Source organism: Pantoea sp. App145 (assembly GCF_047947045.1).
Classification (GTDB): Bacteria; Pseudomonadota; Gammaproteobacteria; order Enterobacterales; family Enterobacteriaceae; genus Pantoea.
This window is the reverse complement of record NZ_CP133291.1, coordinates 578,987-593,536: the sequence shown is the minus strand read 5'-3', so window position 1 is coordinate 593,536 and position 14,550 is coordinate 578,987. Positions and strand designations below refer to the sequence as shown.

At 52.5% G+C, this 14,550-nt stretch carries 10 protein-coding genes; 3 read left to right on the top strand and 7 right to left on the bottom strand.

Features of this window, described 5'->3' with window-relative positions:
* Positions 1 to 11: 11 nt before the first annotated feature.
* The 3 genes from RCF31_RS22475 to RCF31_RS22465 all read right to left on the bottom strand — a co-directional run bounded on the left by RCF31_RS22475 (position 12) and on the right by RCF31_RS22465 (position 3,227).
* On the bottom strand, positions 12 to 1,406 hold the full coding sequence (locus tag RCF31_RS22475; protein ID WP_416413798.1) for an amidase: 1,395 nt from the start codon (positions 1,404 to 1,406) through the stop codon (positions 12 to 14).
* A gap of 338 nt (positions 1,407 to 1,744) precedes the next feature.
* Positions 1,745 to 2,713, bottom strand: coding sequence for a magnesium/cobalt transporter CorA (gene corA / locus RCF31_RS22470; protein WP_299451113.1), 969 nt, complete (start codon positions 2,711 to 2,713; stop codon positions 1,745 to 1,747).
* 43 nt (positions 2,714 to 2,756) lie between these two features.
* The gene (locus RCF31_RS22465; RefSeq protein ID WP_416413479.1) at positions 2,757 to 3,227 is read right to left on the bottom strand and encodes a GNAT family N-acetyltransferase; all 471 of its coding nucleotides are present in this window, start codon (positions 3,225 to 3,227) and stop codon (positions 2,757 to 2,759) included.
* Between the two features lie 62 nt (positions 3,228 to 3,289).
* Here RCF31_RS22465 and RCF31_RS22460 point away from each other — a divergent pair, with 62 nt between their 5' ends.
* Positions 3,290 to 3,832 carry a GNAT family N-acetyltransferase gene (locus tag RCF31_RS22460; RefSeq protein ID WP_416413478.1) on the top strand — a complete coding sequence of 181 codons (543 nt, stop codon included), beginning with the start codon at positions 3,290 to 3,292 and terminating at the stop codon, positions 3,830 to 3,832.
* On the opposite strand, the gene RCF31_RS22455 is transcribed toward RCF31_RS22460, so the two are convergent.
* Together RCF31_RS22455 and RCF31_RS22450 are read right to left on the bottom strand one after the other, a co-directional pair.
* Positions 3,814 to 4,134: an AzlD domain-containing protein gene (locus tag RCF31_RS22455; RefSeq protein WP_299450523.1), complete on the bottom strand. Its 321-nt coding sequence runs from the start codon at positions 4,132 to 4,134 to the stop codon at positions 3,814 to 3,816. The genes RCF31_RS22460 and RCF31_RS22455 overlap by 19 nt on opposite strands.
* Complete coding sequence (locus tag RCF31_RS22450; RefSeq protein ID WP_299450522.1) at positions 4,134 to 4,799, bottom strand: AzlC family ABC transporter permease; 666 nt, start codon at positions 4,797 to 4,799, stop codon at positions 4,134 to 4,136. Before RCF31_RS22450 ends, RCF31_RS22455 begins: the two co-directional genes overlap by 1 nt.
* A 102-nt stretch (positions 4,800 to 4,901) precedes the next feature.
* Between RCF31_RS22450 and RCF31_RS22445 the strand changes: the two genes are divergently transcribed.
* Positions 4,902 to 5,450, top strand: coding sequence for a helix-turn-helix domain-containing protein (locus RCF31_RS22445; RefSeq protein ID WP_084880352.1), 549 nt, complete (start codon positions 4,902 to 4,904; stop codon positions 5,448 to 5,450).
* Positions 5,451 to 5,465: 15 nt separating this feature from the next.
* Here RCF31_RS22445 and RCF31_RS22440 read toward each other — a convergent pair whose 3' ends face one another.
* Positions 5,466 to 12,194 (bottom strand): hypothetical protein, encoded by a 6,729-nt coding sequence (locus tag RCF31_RS22440; protein ID WP_416413476.1) that lies wholly within the window; start codon positions 12,192 to 12,194, stop codon positions 5,466 to 5,468.
* Between the two features lie 243 nt (positions 12,195 to 12,437).
* Here RCF31_RS22440 and RCF31_RS22435 point away from each other — a divergent pair, with 243 nt between their 5' ends.
* Positions 12,438 to 12,746 (top strand): DUF1090 family protein, encoded by a 309-nt coding sequence (locus RCF31_RS22435; protein ID WP_416413475.1) that lies wholly within the window; start codon positions 12,438 to 12,440, stop codon positions 12,744 to 12,746.
* Positions 12,747 to 12,791: 45 nt separating this feature from the next.
* On the opposite strand, the gene RCF31_RS22430 is transcribed toward RCF31_RS22435, so the two are convergent.
* A complete protein-coding gene (locus tag RCF31_RS22430; protein ID WP_416413474.1) occupies positions 12,792 to 14,030 on the bottom strand; it encodes an L-dopachrome tautomerase-related protein in 1,239 nt (412 codons plus the stop codon).
* Positions 14,031 to 14,550 lie beyond the last annotated feature (520 nt).

Genomic DNA, 14,550 nt, shown 5'->3' with positions numbered 1-14,550 from the left:
AAATCGCGCCGCTACAACACTGGCTGATGCTGATCCCACGGCATTAATGCTTCCAGTGCCGCGCAGAACTGCAATACATCCCCTTCGGCATAACGACGTCCGATCACCTGTAATCCCACCGGCAAACCCTCCGGGGTGAAGCCGCACGGTACCGTCGCAGCCGGATTGCCGCTCAGATTGAAAGGCCAGGTAAACGGCGTCCAGCGCGCCCATTCCACGCCACTGTCCCCCTCCGGTTGCCCTTGCGGGACGTGGCGGTCGGCGGCAAAGGGCAGAATCGGCAGCGTGGGCGTAATCAGTAAATCCACCTCGTCAAACAGCGCGTGGACCTGGCTGGCAAATACAGCGCGCTGCTTTTGCGCGTTCAGGTAATCAGCCAGACCGATACGTTGCGCCCGTTCGATTAAGGCAGCGAAGCCGGGGTCCAGCTGGTCAAGTTGCTGCCGGAGTGCCGCGCCATAAGCGATACCGCGGCCCCCGCTCCACAAGGTATCGAAAGTGTCGAACGGACTTTGCCAGCTGAGCGGTTTAACGGTCAGCGTGATCGGCAGCGCATGTACCATCTGCTCAACGGCCTGCTCAACACAGGCAGCAATGCGGGCATCGACGGGCGTATTAAACAGCGTCGGGCTGTAGTGCACGCGCAGGGGCGGCAGTGGTGCATCGCAACGTTCCAGCCAGCTTTCGGTTTTCGCCGGTAACGCCTGATGATCGCGTGCATCCGGGCCGGAGAGCAGATCAAACAGCAGCGCGCTGTCACGCACCGTGCGGGTCATCGGCCCGGCATGGCTGAGCATCTCCGTCGCGGACCACGGCCAGGTGGGAATACGACCCAGCGATGCCTTAAGGGCAAAAATGCCGCAAAACGCACCGGGAATACGTACCGAGCCACCGCCATCCGACCCCAGTGCCGCAGGCACCATACGCGCCGCCACGCTGATTGCCGAACCAGAGCTGGAGCCGCCGCTGGTCAGTGACGGATCCCACGGGTTACGACCATGACCATAGACGCGAGAATAACTGGAGCCGGTCCAGCCAAATTCAGTGGTGGCGGTTTTACCGATAATGATCGCCCCCGCTGCTTTTAAGCGCGCAATAATCGGCGCGTCGCTATCCGGGACATTATCCACTGCGGTGAGGGAGCCTTTGCAGGTCCGCAATCCGGCAGTGGAAAACAGATCTTTAATACCGAATGGCACACCATGCAGCGGACCGCGCAATTTTCCCTGCTGGCTTTCACGGTCGCAGATCTCCGCTTCTGCTAATGCCTGCTGGTAATAGACATCACCGAAGGCATTCAATGTGGGATTGTGGTTTTTTATCTGCTGCAAACAAAACTCCACCAATGCCACACTGCTGCACTCGCCCTGACGAATCTGTGCCGCCGCGCTCAGTAAATCCGGCATAACCTGCATGTTCACGCTCTATCCATCCGACCAACTGTTGAGCTGATAGTGGCATAGCTGTGGAGAGATGCAAGACCGGTTCATGTTGTTAATGTGGGATATGTTGTATTTATCCGAAGTGAGTGATAGGAAAGCGTGATGATGGGAGAGAGCATAAAATGTCATGAAAATGACACAAGGTTGAATATTTAACTACCGGAATAACCGTTGCTGGTAGGGTCAGCAGTTTTTTGCGCTGATCGAACGATGAACGCGCGGAACGTGCGACAACCCACAAGTTGCCCCTTTCCGCGCACAGTGATAACAAAATCGTTTGACCAAAAAATCGCCGCGCCCGATTACAGCCAGCCAGAACGTTTCAGTCGCCACCACATAAAACCACAGATCATAAAGGTCACCAGTAGCGCTATCGGATAACCGAAGTGGGTATGCAGCTCCGGCATATCAGAGAAGTTCATGCCATACATACTAAAAATGATGGTAGGCACAATCAGCACCGCACCCCATCCGGCCAGCTTCTTGTTCACCTCACTTTGCTGCACCGATACCAGCGCCAGGTTCACCTGCATAGCGCTGGTGAGCATTTCGCGCATATCTTCGGCATCGATCATCACGTGATGCGCATGGTCCTGCACATCACGCAGATAAGCGCGCAGATTTTTTGGGATCAGATTTTCGTGGAAGCGCACCAGCTGTGGGCAAATTTCGGTGACCGGCATCGCCGCATTGCGCAGCGACAGCAACTCGCGCCGCAGATGATAAACCTCTTCCAGCGTATCGCGATGAAAACGGGTGGTGAACATCTGGTCTTCCATTTCGCTGATGCGCTTACTCAGGCTGGCGGTAATTTTGGCGTAGTTATCAACGATACAGTCGAGGATGCAATACATGGCGTAGCCTGGCCCTTCGCTCATCATCGCCTGGTTTTTTTCTGCACGCGCGCGGATGCCGCCATAGCCATCGGTAGAACCGTGGCGCACAGTGATCAGAAAGTTTTTGCCGAGGAAGAAGTGCGTTTCACCAAAGGTAATACGTTGCTGGCCGTCAAGATGCGCGGTTTTAACCACCACAAACACCGACTCGCCATACTGCTCAATTTTCGGGCGCTGATGCGCCACCAGCGCATCTTCAATCGCCAGCTCATGCAGGCTGAACTCCTGTTGCAGCGTCTGCATAAAGGCGGCATCTGGCTGATATAATCCCAGCCAGACAAAGGTGTTGTCTTCTTTCAGCACCTCACTGATGTCGGCAATGTTGACATTCTCTTCACGCTTGCCGTGGCGATAGACCACGCAGTTAATCACCATCTTATCCAGATCCTTCTTTTGCTGATGTCCTGTAATCATAGTCTTAAAGGTCATATTTCATCTCAACACAGGGTAAAGCCGCACCGGCCAGCGCCGAGTGATACAGGCTTTCTTTCACCACGCTAAATCCGTGACGCAAATAGAATGCCCAGGCGTTGGGGGTTGCTGCCAGCGTCAGCTGGCGAAAACCACGCTGACGTGCTTCCTGCACAATCGCCTGCATAATGGCACTGGCATAACCTTTGCCGTGGCAGGATGGCAGCGTGAAAATGGCTTCAACGCTGCCATTCGCCAGATCAAGAAAACCGGTGGCGGCAACGCCATGCAAAGGGTCTTCAACCACAAAGAAAGGATTGCCGCGGATGGCTTCAAAGTATCCCTCTGGCAATGCGTCGGGGGTCCAGGCGGCAATCACATCGGCGGGATACACGGCCTGGCAACCGTGGCGAATCGCGAGGTTACGAATACGCCACAGCGCGGCAGCTTCATCAGGACGAGCTAAACGAGGTGTCATGGTTTCTCCTGCTGTGCTTATAATCCAGAAACGCGATCAGGAAGATAATTAAGGTGAGTTACATGCAACTGTTCTCGGCACGGCTGTTTTTGCGCCCGGTTGAAATGCGCGATCTGCATACCCTGTTCGCCATTTATGGCGATCCCGGCACCAACATGTTTAATCCAACCGGCCCTTTTCCTGATCTCACCTTTACAGAAGAAGTGTTAACACGCTGGCTGGCGCACTGGCAATCCTATCCGTTTGGCAATTGGGCGATTTGTCTGCGCGAGCGATCTGAACAAGTGTTGGGGTTTGGTGGCTTGACGGTGCGGGAGTTTGCCGGCAAGCCGGTGAATAATCTTGGCTACCGGCTGGCAAAAGAGGCATGGGGCAACGGTTACGCCACTGAATTTGCCCGCACGGTGATTGCCTACGCTTTTGATCACTGCCAGCTACCGGTAGTGGATGCGGCGGTGCGCGAAGATCATCTGGCTTCTCAGCAGGTGCTGGAAAAGGCGGGTTTACGCTGTTATGACCGGGTTGAGGACATTCCCGGCGCTCCCGCCAGCCTGGTGTATGAATTGCGTGCGCAGACCTGGCGCGATCAGGAGACGCCAAGGTAACGCAGGATTGCCGTCATTAACGCCGCCCCGATGATCACCACAATCAGCGGTGCTCTGCGCCAGGCAAGGAAGACGGCAAACAACACACCTGCGATACGGGCAACGCCCGCGAAGTGGGTGCCTTCAAACAGTGCGGTGGTGACAGCCACTGACAGCAGCAACACGGTGGCGGCATCGGACAACATGCTGCGCGCGCGTTCGGACATCTGCATGCGGCTGCCGAGACGAAATCCGGCAAAACGGATCAGATACGTTCCGCTCGCCAGCAGCGCAATACCCGCAATGATTAAGCCATTTTCCATTATTTACGCTCCCGCCAGCTCAGCAAACCTAATAAAGAAAACAGCACCGGCATCCCGGCAGGAACAAACGGCGTAGCCAGTACCGAGAGCAATGCTCCGAGCGAAGCCGGAAAGCGCGTGCGTCGCTGGCGCAGTGCCGGGAAAATCAGCGCAATCAGAATGGCGGGAAACACGGCGTCCAGACCAATCGCCGACACATCCGGGATAAAGCGACCAATCACCGCACCGCTGATCACGCTCAATGGCCAGATGGCAAAAATACCCAAGCCGCAGATCCAGTAGGCGGCACGGCGCTGGGCCAGCTTCGGTTGCGAAATGCCAAACACCACACTTTCATCATTCATGATATGACAGCCAAACAGTGCACGACTGCCCTGCCCGACCAAATCTTTAACCGCGATGCCAAACGGTAAATGCCGCGCGTTGACGAGCAACCCGGCGGCCGCAGCGGTGAACGGACTGCCGCCACCGGCGACAATACCAATAAAGAGAAATTCGGATGCCCCCGCCAGCACCAGGGTGGATAGCGCGATCGGCACCCAGAGCGGAAAACCGTCCGCTGCCGCCAGCGAGCCATAAGAAAGACCGACGATTCCATCGGCCAGACAAACGAGAAAAATCGCTTTTATCACCCCTTTATCCAGAGGTACTGCTCCCAGACGCATAACAATTTGATCTCATATCGAACAGGAAAGCCGTTATAATGAACGCCTCAACACCGTTTTACAAGATGAACAATTTGTTCTTTATATCGAACAGGAGTAGCTGTGACCCCGCCGATTGATATTATTGCTGCCGGGCTGGTGCGTGAACGCCAGCGCGCCGGTCTTTCATTGACTGAGGTCGCTCGTCGCGCCGGAGTGGCGAAATCGACCCTGTCACAGTTGGAAGCAGGCAATGGCAATCCCAGTATTGAGACGCTGTGGTCATTGTGCGTGGCGCTGAATATTCCTTTTGCGCGCCTGATGGAGCCGGAAGTGAAGCGGTTACAGGTGATTCGTAAAGGTGAAGGGATGGTGATCTCTGCCGAACTGGCGGATTATCAGGCAGCACTGCTGGCGAGTTGCCCGCCAGGCGGGCGTCGCGATCTTTATCTGATCACCAGCCAACCCGGCGCAGCACGTGCGTCAAAGCCGCATCCGCCCGGCTCGGTGGAACATGTGATCATCGCCCAGGGACGCGCCCTGGTTGGCCCGAGCGATGCACCGGTGCTGCTCGGCCCCGGCGACTACATTTGCTATCCCGCTGACGAGCCGCACCTGTTTGAAGCGCTGGAGCCCAATACCATGGCGGTGCAGCTGTCGGAGCAGAATTGAGTCACAGGGACAACATTATGTTGTTACCTGCGTATCAGCGGTGTTTTCTGCTGGCGGAGTCGGAGACTCCACAACCGTCGGAGCTTGTTGCAAAGCAAGTAGCTGTAGTCTGAGTTCTTCTATCTGACTTTTACTGACCAGAATATCCTGTGAACGCAGATTGCCCGGTTCGCCTCTTTGTTCCGCCATTTCTTTTGCTATATCTGGATCACCGTTCTTTTGCAGATAATTATCAATATCAACACCATGAGCTCTCAACCGTTCTATTAAATGAGGCGATAACATGATCTGAACTTCTTCAAATGTTGAATCTTCCAGTTTTGACATAAATGCAGCGGTTTTAGAAGGAGAAGCCGCTTCGTGGTCGTGGGTTTCTGAAAGTTCTTCCTCCGCTTTCAACGCCCATATCATCCATTCCAGTTCTGCCTCGGATACCGGGGTTGTTTTAAGATTCTTTATATAGGGATCATTGTCATCAATTAATGAACTGTCCTTCAGAAAAACTCTCAAACTCTCAGGTAAATTAACCGTCTCCTCATCTCCCAGTGTTGCCTTCAGCGCTTCAAGTTGTTCCAGTTTCTCAGGAATCTTTGATACCCTCAGTGGATGGTCAATTTTTTTCCTGATTACGGTAGCCCCTTTTTTGTCTAACACGATTAACTCAGAATTAATGTTGTCATTAGCTTCATCCTTCGCTGCAATCACAGAGTCCAGGGTTCCATTTCCAACAAGTAAGTTTTCAATATTAATGCCATTGGCCTTCAGGAAATTGATTGTCTTTTTACTTAGTGGTCTTTTGCTACCATTCATAATACCTTCCAGATCCTCCTGAGCACTTTTCCAGTTCGCTGCTGATGCTTTATGATTACTCTCAATACGCTCTGAGGTACTCAGTAAATCAATTTCATTGCGATCCTTTGCGCCTAATGTGGCATACAGCTCAGCGGCTAATTGATTTAACTGATTCTGGCTCAGTAACATCCGTCCATCCGTAGGTGAATATTGTGCATTTCTGGCCAGATAACCATCAATATCAAAACGCTCATCCTTCCTCACTGCTTCAATAAACTTGGTAGGCAAGCTATGCCTTTTAACATCTGCATCTGCGTCTGCCGGGCTGATCCCCGCTGGTTTCTCCGCTACCTCAATATCATTAATGTGTGTAATTAAATCATTATAAGCCGCTCGTTGTCCGGTCACAGACTGCCCCCAGAACATATCGATAAGCTTGTCGACCTCCTTTCTGCCCATGGTATAATCGCCCATATTCAAATTTGTCATTGGAGATGCAAATCCTTTTCGCGATGCTGCCATCAATGCAGGTCCTACATTGCCGTGATCTCTGACATATAACTGAGCATTTGAACCGGGCATCTTCAGCATAGATATTAATTTCTCAGGAATATAAACCCGTTCCCCCTCTGCCATGGAATCCCTTATTTCCCTGAGAATCTTAACACCACCTTCAATATCTTTTTCATCCAGAGAATGGACTTTAACAATAAATCTCAATCGTTTAGCTTGAGTCTGATCAAGTTCTGACGCCTCAGATGGCACTTCGTATTTCATATTGGGCACATTGTAACGATAGGGCGCGTTACCTTGCAGAAACTCGTCAATCCGTACTCCCGCCTCACGTAAATCCTGCAATAAAGAAAAAGGGATAGTTACGGTTTCAGAACCTGATAAACTCTCCTGCAGTTTCTTTAACTGATTATCTATACGCTCTAGCCTTTGTGATTGCTCCCATTGCTTATATTTTGCATTTGCCTTCCCATAGATGTCATTGACGCCTTGATAGTCATATTTTACCTGACTATAATCCGTAACCCCCTCTGTTGTCGCATTCGCAAATGAATTCCCTGCGCTATGCAACTTAATTAACCTATCAATATCAATCCCCTGTTCGCGGAGAAATGTTATTGTCTCAGCCGATAATGAATGATTGCCGACATGGTTAAATCCATTATCTATATCATCCAAAGCCCGTTGCCATTTATCTCTGTTTTCCGCATCCGAACTCTCCTTATGCAATTCGGCCCCTGACCGTTCAGTGGTAGTATAACCCAGCCGGCGACTGGCCTCAGCAACGATCTCGGTAGCTCCGTCTGCCAGTTTTTTTGTTGTAATCCCTACCGAGTTGGGTACTACCAAAATATTTTGTGCATTCTGAGAAAATTTAGTCGCCCTATTAATCAGTCCGCCACCCACTGCGTTAGTAAAGGCATTCGAGGCTAATTCTCTCCCTGTATCTACGCTGATATTCTTTTGTGCTTCTGGATCATCACGGTTTAAATGATATTTTAAAAATCCCTTAACTAATGTCAGCCCCCCGGAGATAAATACTCCCTGTAAAGTCGTTTTCGCTATAGGCGCTAACCCCACAGATAACATTTCGAAAGAATCATCTATAAGATCATTAAGTGAGGCAATCCCCGGGTCCGGCACCACACGCTTGAACTCCTTTTCCTGGGAATTCAGATGAGTTTCAGCAAGCTTGTCACCAAAGTCATTACCGGAATACATCATTGCTACATGTTTTCCTGGTTTCGCCTTAACCGTTTCCTTATCGGCCTGCGGCTGGTTCTTAGATATAAAGGCTTGCATTTCCGCATCGGGCTCGAAAATATGCCGATTTTCACCATCAAAAATGACACCAGCTCGCTTAACAGTGACCTGTTTCAGGTTACCTTCATAATCCATTATTAATAGTTTTCTTTCATTACTATTATCTCCCGCTGCGTTGACCTCGATTGCAATCATGTCCGGCACGGGCTGACCGTTATAACTTAGTGTAATGACATGACGATTATCACCGCCGAGAAATCTATTCACTGCGTCCTGGGCTTCTGGTGATAAAGCGGGATCTGCCGAAGTTTGGGCATTACTGAAGCCAAATTTAAACAAATTTTTATATTGGGCGGCTATCTTCGGTTTATTCTTCCGCTGGGTTTTCATATTATCGTCCCACTTTTCACGCAACAGTCTTGCCGAGTGTGGCCTGGGCTTCAGGCTCGGGTCGTTCGTGGCTGTGTACCTGGGGATTATGTGCTTGGGTCGACTGGGGTCAATATGACTTTCCATTTGGCCGAACAGTTCTTCACGGAAAGCCTGTGAGGTACCGGTGGCATCCCTCCCGCCATCAGACCCCTCCCATAATACATGAGCTTTCGGGTGTACATTTCCGATGTAGATATCAATAACACGGACCTTAGAAACTTTATTACCCAACCCATGCGGGACTTGAATTTTGACCCAACTATAAGGTGAAGTGATTTTCCCATGAGCGTCCGGGTATTTATCAATTATTTTCTGGATATCACGTTCAATAAATTCTTTCGTGCTGGTACTTTGCCTGGCTTCAATACCGATTAGCGTATCGTTATATTCTTTATCGGTCATCGAGAATTTGGCAGGCCCGGTACGACCGACGGACGTCCTCTGACTGGCACTCACCCGGCTGTCTTCATCTGCCGCTTCCGGTGCAGCATTTACCGGTGGCTGCACCACATCGGCCGGTGCCTGTTCTATATCAGGCGATGCCTCGCGTTTTCGCCTGCTCTTTACCGGCTGTTTTGTTTCCTCTGTCGGTTCATCCTGCGTTAACCTGGCAGCGCCCTGCACACGGGAGCTGCCCTGCACCGCTCTTACCTTCGTATCCTGCACACCGGTCATTTTCATTTCCGCCGGCGCAGCCGGGCTGGCCGGGGTATCCTCCAGCGCAGCGCTCAGAAGCTTCACACCCTCTTCCACGACCCGTGTTGCACCTGTCATGAAGCCCTCAAGAAGTAACGTTATTGCCCCTTCTTCTTTCGCATCCTTTAACACCTGGTCCGCTACCTTTGATATGCCGTCACGCCTGTTCGCCACCCCGGTGATAACCGTATTGGCAACCAGCTTGATATCTGACGCTGACGGCACGAGGGTGTCGAAAATCATCTCCGTCATTGACTTTATCATCGTATCCCGCACAGTATCCTTATCCGCTGCCAGCAGGTGGTCGCCCGGCTTCAGCGTGTTTTCGAGATTCTTACGCGTCTCATAGTAGGTGGAGAGTATGATTGACGCCTTATATACCGCCTTTGCGAATTTCGCTATGTGGATCGCCCCGCCAAACAGCTCCGGTAGCGCCTGGCGCGCCAGCATTCTCCCCGCGCGGCTGATAATTCCCGCGACCATTTTACCGCTGGCTTTACTCACCAGTTTCTGTTCCCAGCTGCGCACAAACTTCATCACGTCTTCTGGCGTCTGTGCCTGCACCGCCGTATCTTCCCGACGAAACCTGACCTCCTGCAGCACCCGTTCGGCAAAATCGCTTCCCTCCGGGTCCTGGGGCTTGGGAAGCTGGCGTCCCATTTCAGTGGCCATCCTGCGCATCACACGATCAGACTCTGCATAATCCTCTGCCGTCGGGTTCTCCGGCAGCATCCCCGCTCCGCACATATCCACTATCTCAGCGCAGGATCTGACAATGCGTGCGTCGTTTGAGAACAGGTCAAAACATTTATCGGTGATCAGCGCCACCTCCACCTCAAACTTCCCCATCGCTTTGCGCATCACTGCCAGCCCGTCCGTGATGACTCGCCTTGCCCTTTCATAGGCCGCTTTGTCCTGAAGTGCCGTCGCTGGCACCGCGCTCCCGGCCTTTTCTCCCGGATTGACCAGATCGTCCATCGCCGCGCGGATCTGCCGGGCCGCCCGCTGGCAGTCCTCCATTGACTGGCTGCACCTGGCGCGCATCCTGCTGATATTTTTATTTTTTTTCCGAGAGGAAAATGCCAGCGACATCTGGTCCAAATCGCTGTTCAGGCGCCCGTGCACCAGCGCCAGCTTTTCTATCTCACCTTCTGCTGTCTTTTGTGCTTCTTTCAGCGCGTCCATTTTCTCCTTACGGTACGTCTCCACCTTCTGCGCCGGTTTATCCTGTTTTATCTTCCTGTTTCTGTCGGTATGCAGGCGCACCACGTCCGGCTTCTTCTCCGACGCCTCCAGCGCGGCAAACGCCAGCTTCTCGGTGGCACGGCACACCCTTAACATCATGCCGAGCGGACCCCGCGCGGCTCCCCGCATCAGCACGTTAAACTCGCTTCGCTTTGCACCACGGCGGTAATGCGCAAAGCCATTCTGCACGCCACGCGCCCCTTTACCCGCCATGTGCCCCAGCGCCGACAGCACGTCCGTCGTCGTATCATCCTTTTCACCCATCCAGCGCGCCGCCCTGCTGTGATCCAGCGCACGCAGCATGAAATCCGCCGGATTCTCCGGCAACGGTGCCTTCATCGCCTGCCGCTCTGTGTCCATCAGCTTCGCCAGCGCACTCACCCTGTTTTTCAGTGTATTCAGCGCGGCAGGTATCTCTGACTTATTCATTCCGGAGAACGGGACGTTTCCCAGGCGCTTCTGGTGTTTTTCCAGCTTTTCCTGCACGTTCTTCAGCTCATTCATGACGGTGTTCAGTGCTTTTTCTGTCAGCGCGCGCACCTCCTTGCCGCCTGTTACCTCTTCAAGCACCAGTGGCCGGATGGCTGCTGCATTCCGCAGCGCCGCCGACAGGTCGCACAGGTCGCCCGCCGACTTGCGCAACGCGGTGATGACCCAGTCCTTATAACCGCCCGGCTCGGACATGGCATTTGCCGTCAGGTGGCACAGCTGATCCAGGGCCTCTGCCGTCTGCCTAATCAGAGGATGGCTGCTGGACTGGCATGCCTCCATCATCGCGCCCGCTTCTTCCCGCAGCCACGCCTGCTCCGCCCGCATCTCCTTCAGATAGACCGGCCGCGTATCCTCTATCGCCTGCTCCGCTCTCCGGCACCCGCTTTCCAGCGCTTCAAACGTCTGGAGCAGCCGTGTATGCAGCGATTCCTGGTCCTGCCATGACGCTTTGTCTGTCGTCTTCGCCACCCCGTTCCAGAGAGACGCAAAATGAGTCTCTTCCCGCGCGCGCTGCAAATCACGCCGTATCTCTTCCGGCCTGACAGACAGTGCCAGAGGGTCCCCGCTCTGCCTGTACTCCGCCACCCCGGCCAGCAACGTATCCGCCTTTTCCAGCGCCTCCGCCAGTTTGCACAGCGTATGCACCGCATTAAACATCGCCACTTTCTGGTCACCGGTATCCAGTTTGTGTGACGACACTTCCTGACACAGCAGTTGCAGTGATGCCCCGGCATGGCGCGTATCCGGCATCCATTCCCGCTCCGCCAGATCCACCGCTTTCTCCTGCAGACGCGGTATATCCACCGTAAGATGTTCGCGGTTTTTCCCCAGGCGACGGAATTCTTTCAGCTTCTCCAGCCCCGCTTTCCAGTTCTCCATCTCAGGTAACACCGCCTCCTCCGGTTTTTCCTCCGGCATCCGGCAATTTTTCTCCAGCTTCTGCAGCGCGCCGACCAGTTTTTCCCTCTCTGCCGGCGTTAACGTTTCCGCCTGTCCGTAAAACCGTGACCTCAGCGGAACCGGACCGTCGTCTTCCTGATGAACAGGCGGCCTGTAATCCAGGCCTGTCTCGGCCTGCAGCCAGTCCGTAACCTCGGGCGTACAAATCGCGTCAAAGGTCTCGCTGATAAAGTGGTTATCTGTCCAGTCAAAGTTGCTTTCCGAGGCATGGCTGATGCTGCTGTTCAGCGTGCTGAGAATGGACTTTTCGCATGGCGGATAGGGCAACGCGCTTTGCGGTGCGGATGAGGAGGGGATGTCGAACGCCGGGGCAAATGACAGTGCGTGGTTGCTGTTTACGTTGTTAACCATGGGAGTCCCTGATTCAAAGAAAGTCAAAAAATAATCAGGGAAGATTACCGGTAACAGCCTACCGGGATTATCAGGTATCTACCTGAACTCTCGAATTTTGATCAGATGCTCAGTGAGGTTGCTAATTATCCCGGCTGTCAATAAACAGAAGAAACAGACCAAAACTGAAAGTCTGAAGATTAAGTGCCAGGTAAATTAACACCGGAGATATCTGGATCATTCCTATGGAGAGAATATTTGTCGATGAAAATGTTTTTAACTCTGCCGCTGGTGGCATTCACTGTCGCCAGCCATGCCTCAGAGCAAACCCCAAGCTGTGAACAAAGAGAAGCAGCACTGCAGCGCCAGATGGGTTATGCGCAGGAATATAACAACAGGCATGAAATTGCCGGGCTGGAACGCGCCATCACCGAAGTGAAAAGACATTGCCGTAATTCGGCTTCGCGTAATGGTAATGCAGAAGAAATTCGCCGCCGGGAACGTGAAGTAAAAGAACTGCGTCAGAAACTGGCCGATGCCGAGGATGCACTCGACGACGCCCGAAATAACTAACCTCAGGAGAGTTAAACGGCGGAGTGATACTCCGCCGCTGAACAATTATTTCGCGGTGTACGGTTCACCACCGACACGGACCTTATAAATACGGAAATTGGGTACCGGCGGATGAGTAAAATTCATCTCACCCCCTACCCAGCTGTTGAGGTGGTTACTGACAAAGTAAAGGTCGCCATGCGGTCCCCAGCCGATGGTATCCGGCCAGGCGATGGCGTCGCTGGTCACCAGGGGGGTGACTTTGCCGGTTTTCACATCACGTTTCATCAGGCCATTGAGCATCAGCGCGGTAAGATACAGATTGCCCTGGCGATCCGCAGTGATGCCGTCGGTATTCGACGGTAATACCGTATCCACTTTGATCGCCTGCTCGATCTGCGCTTCGCTGTTATTGAAGTTGCGCAGCACGGCGGTGGGCACTTTCATCAGACGATTGCCCGTCAGATTGGTCCAGTAAAGGGTTTTCTTATCACCGGACAACGCAATACCGTCGGCACCGGTCAGCATCGGATTGGCTTTACCGTCTTTATCCTTCAGCACTTTTTCACCGTGAATACTGAAGGTAAAACCGGGCTGGTCATTAACCCATTCAGGCGCAGAAAGTACCCGTTTCGCCTCGCCGGTTTTCATTTTGTACACCAGCAAACCACCTTTCAGCGGATGGCACATAATGCCGGAATCGGTGATATAAACCACGCCAGTGTCATTATCTACCGCCACATCATTGAGGAATGAACAGGTAAAATCGACTTGATCGTTAGTGAAGGTGTAACGCGCCACTTCTTTGTTTTTATTCAAATCCCACGCGACCAGCTTTTCATCACCGGGTTTATTCGGCGCACCGGCAATGTGGCCCTGATCGAGAATCCACATCACATTATGACGATCGATCTCAAATCCCAGCACCGCCTTTAAACCCTGCGGATTATGCACATCGTTCATCGCTTCGCTGGGGAACGGCTTCAGCATCCATTGCCCATCCTTTTTCACCAGCTTTGACAACGTAGCCGGCACTTCCGGGCCGCCCCAGCGCGCAGTGCTGACATACAGGTTGCCGTGCGCATCAACTTTGACGCCATGCAGCATCGCTTTGGTGTCGTTTTTTTGCCATGCCGCAGCGGCAGCAGGGTCGCTCAGGTCATAAGGCAGACGATTCCACTCAGCGACCACATCCAGTTTGGGTTGTGTCTCCGCCATGGCAGGTAATCCGACCCCGCCCGCCGTCAGCAACAACAGCAGTGTAGAAAGCTTTTTTAGCGGATATGAGGAAGATGCATAGAACATAATTTTACCCCTGAAGGATGGTTTTATTGTGGTTATCTGTCGATTTCTGACATGTCAGAATCTAGCATCCTCTTTTATCGGGTAAAGGGACGATTTAATGATTTTGCCCGTTACTTCACAAAATCCACGGCTGTCATCAGCTGCTGTTATGGCGGTTATCAGCGGAAATGATATGTGATCGTCACCTCTGTTCTGGCTGCTTTTAGCGCTTTTCGTGCTTTGCTTCGCGCCACAAGTTAAGCATCAGATCAAAGCTATCTCTATAAATATAAATGACTTAAACAACTAACATGTTAGTTTTGTTTTTTATTATTTTACCCCTGATTGCAATAATTGTGCTAAAAACCCCATTACCCGTGACAGCCATCACATTAAATCGCTATCTGCTGCACTTTTTGTGATCGATTTAGCAAAGAACTAACATACACCTAACTTTATTCCTGCCGACTGATAGATTTGTGACATGTCAGATTAAACACCCAGTGACATTCAGCGCGAAGTTAACGTAAACAGCTGGCGA

Excerpts from the sequence above, each read along its gene's own strand:
- RCF31_RS22475 (WP_416413798.1), bottom strand. The coding sequence starts at position 1,406 with ATGCCGGATTTACTGAGCGCGGCGGCACAGATTCGTCAGGGCGAGTGC.
- corA (WP_299451113.1), bottom strand. The coding sequence starts at position 2,713 with ATGGTGATTAACTGCGTGGTCTATCGCCACGGCAAGCGTGAAGAGAAT.
- RCF31_RS22465 (WP_416413479.1), bottom strand. The coding sequence starts at position 3,227 with ATGACACCTCGTTTAGCTCGTCCTGATGAAGCTGCCGCGCTGTGGCGT.
- RCF31_RS22460 (WP_416413478.1), top strand. The coding sequence starts at position 3,290 with ATGCAACTGTTCTCGGCACGGCTGTTTTTGCGCCCGGTTGAAATGCGC.
- RCF31_RS22455 (WP_299450523.1), bottom strand. The coding sequence starts at position 4,134 with ATGGAAAATGGCTTAATCATTGCGGGTATTGCGCTGCTGGCGAGCGGA.
- RCF31_RS22450 (WP_299450522.1), bottom strand. The coding sequence starts at position 4,799 with ATGCGTCTGGGAGCAGTACCTCTGGATAAAGGGGTGATAAAAGCGATT.
- RCF31_RS22440 (WP_416413476.1), bottom strand. The coding sequence starts at position 12,194 with ATGGTTAACAACGTAAACAGCAACCACGCACTGTCATTTGCCCCGGCG.
- RCF31_RS22435 (WP_416413475.1), top strand. The coding sequence starts at position 12,438 with ATGAAAATGTTTTTAACTCTGCCGCTGGTGGCATTCACTGTCGCCAGC.
- RCF31_RS22430 (WP_416413474.1), bottom strand. The coding sequence starts at position 14,030 with ATGTTCTATGCATCTTCCTCATATCCGCTAAAAAAGCTTTCTACACTG.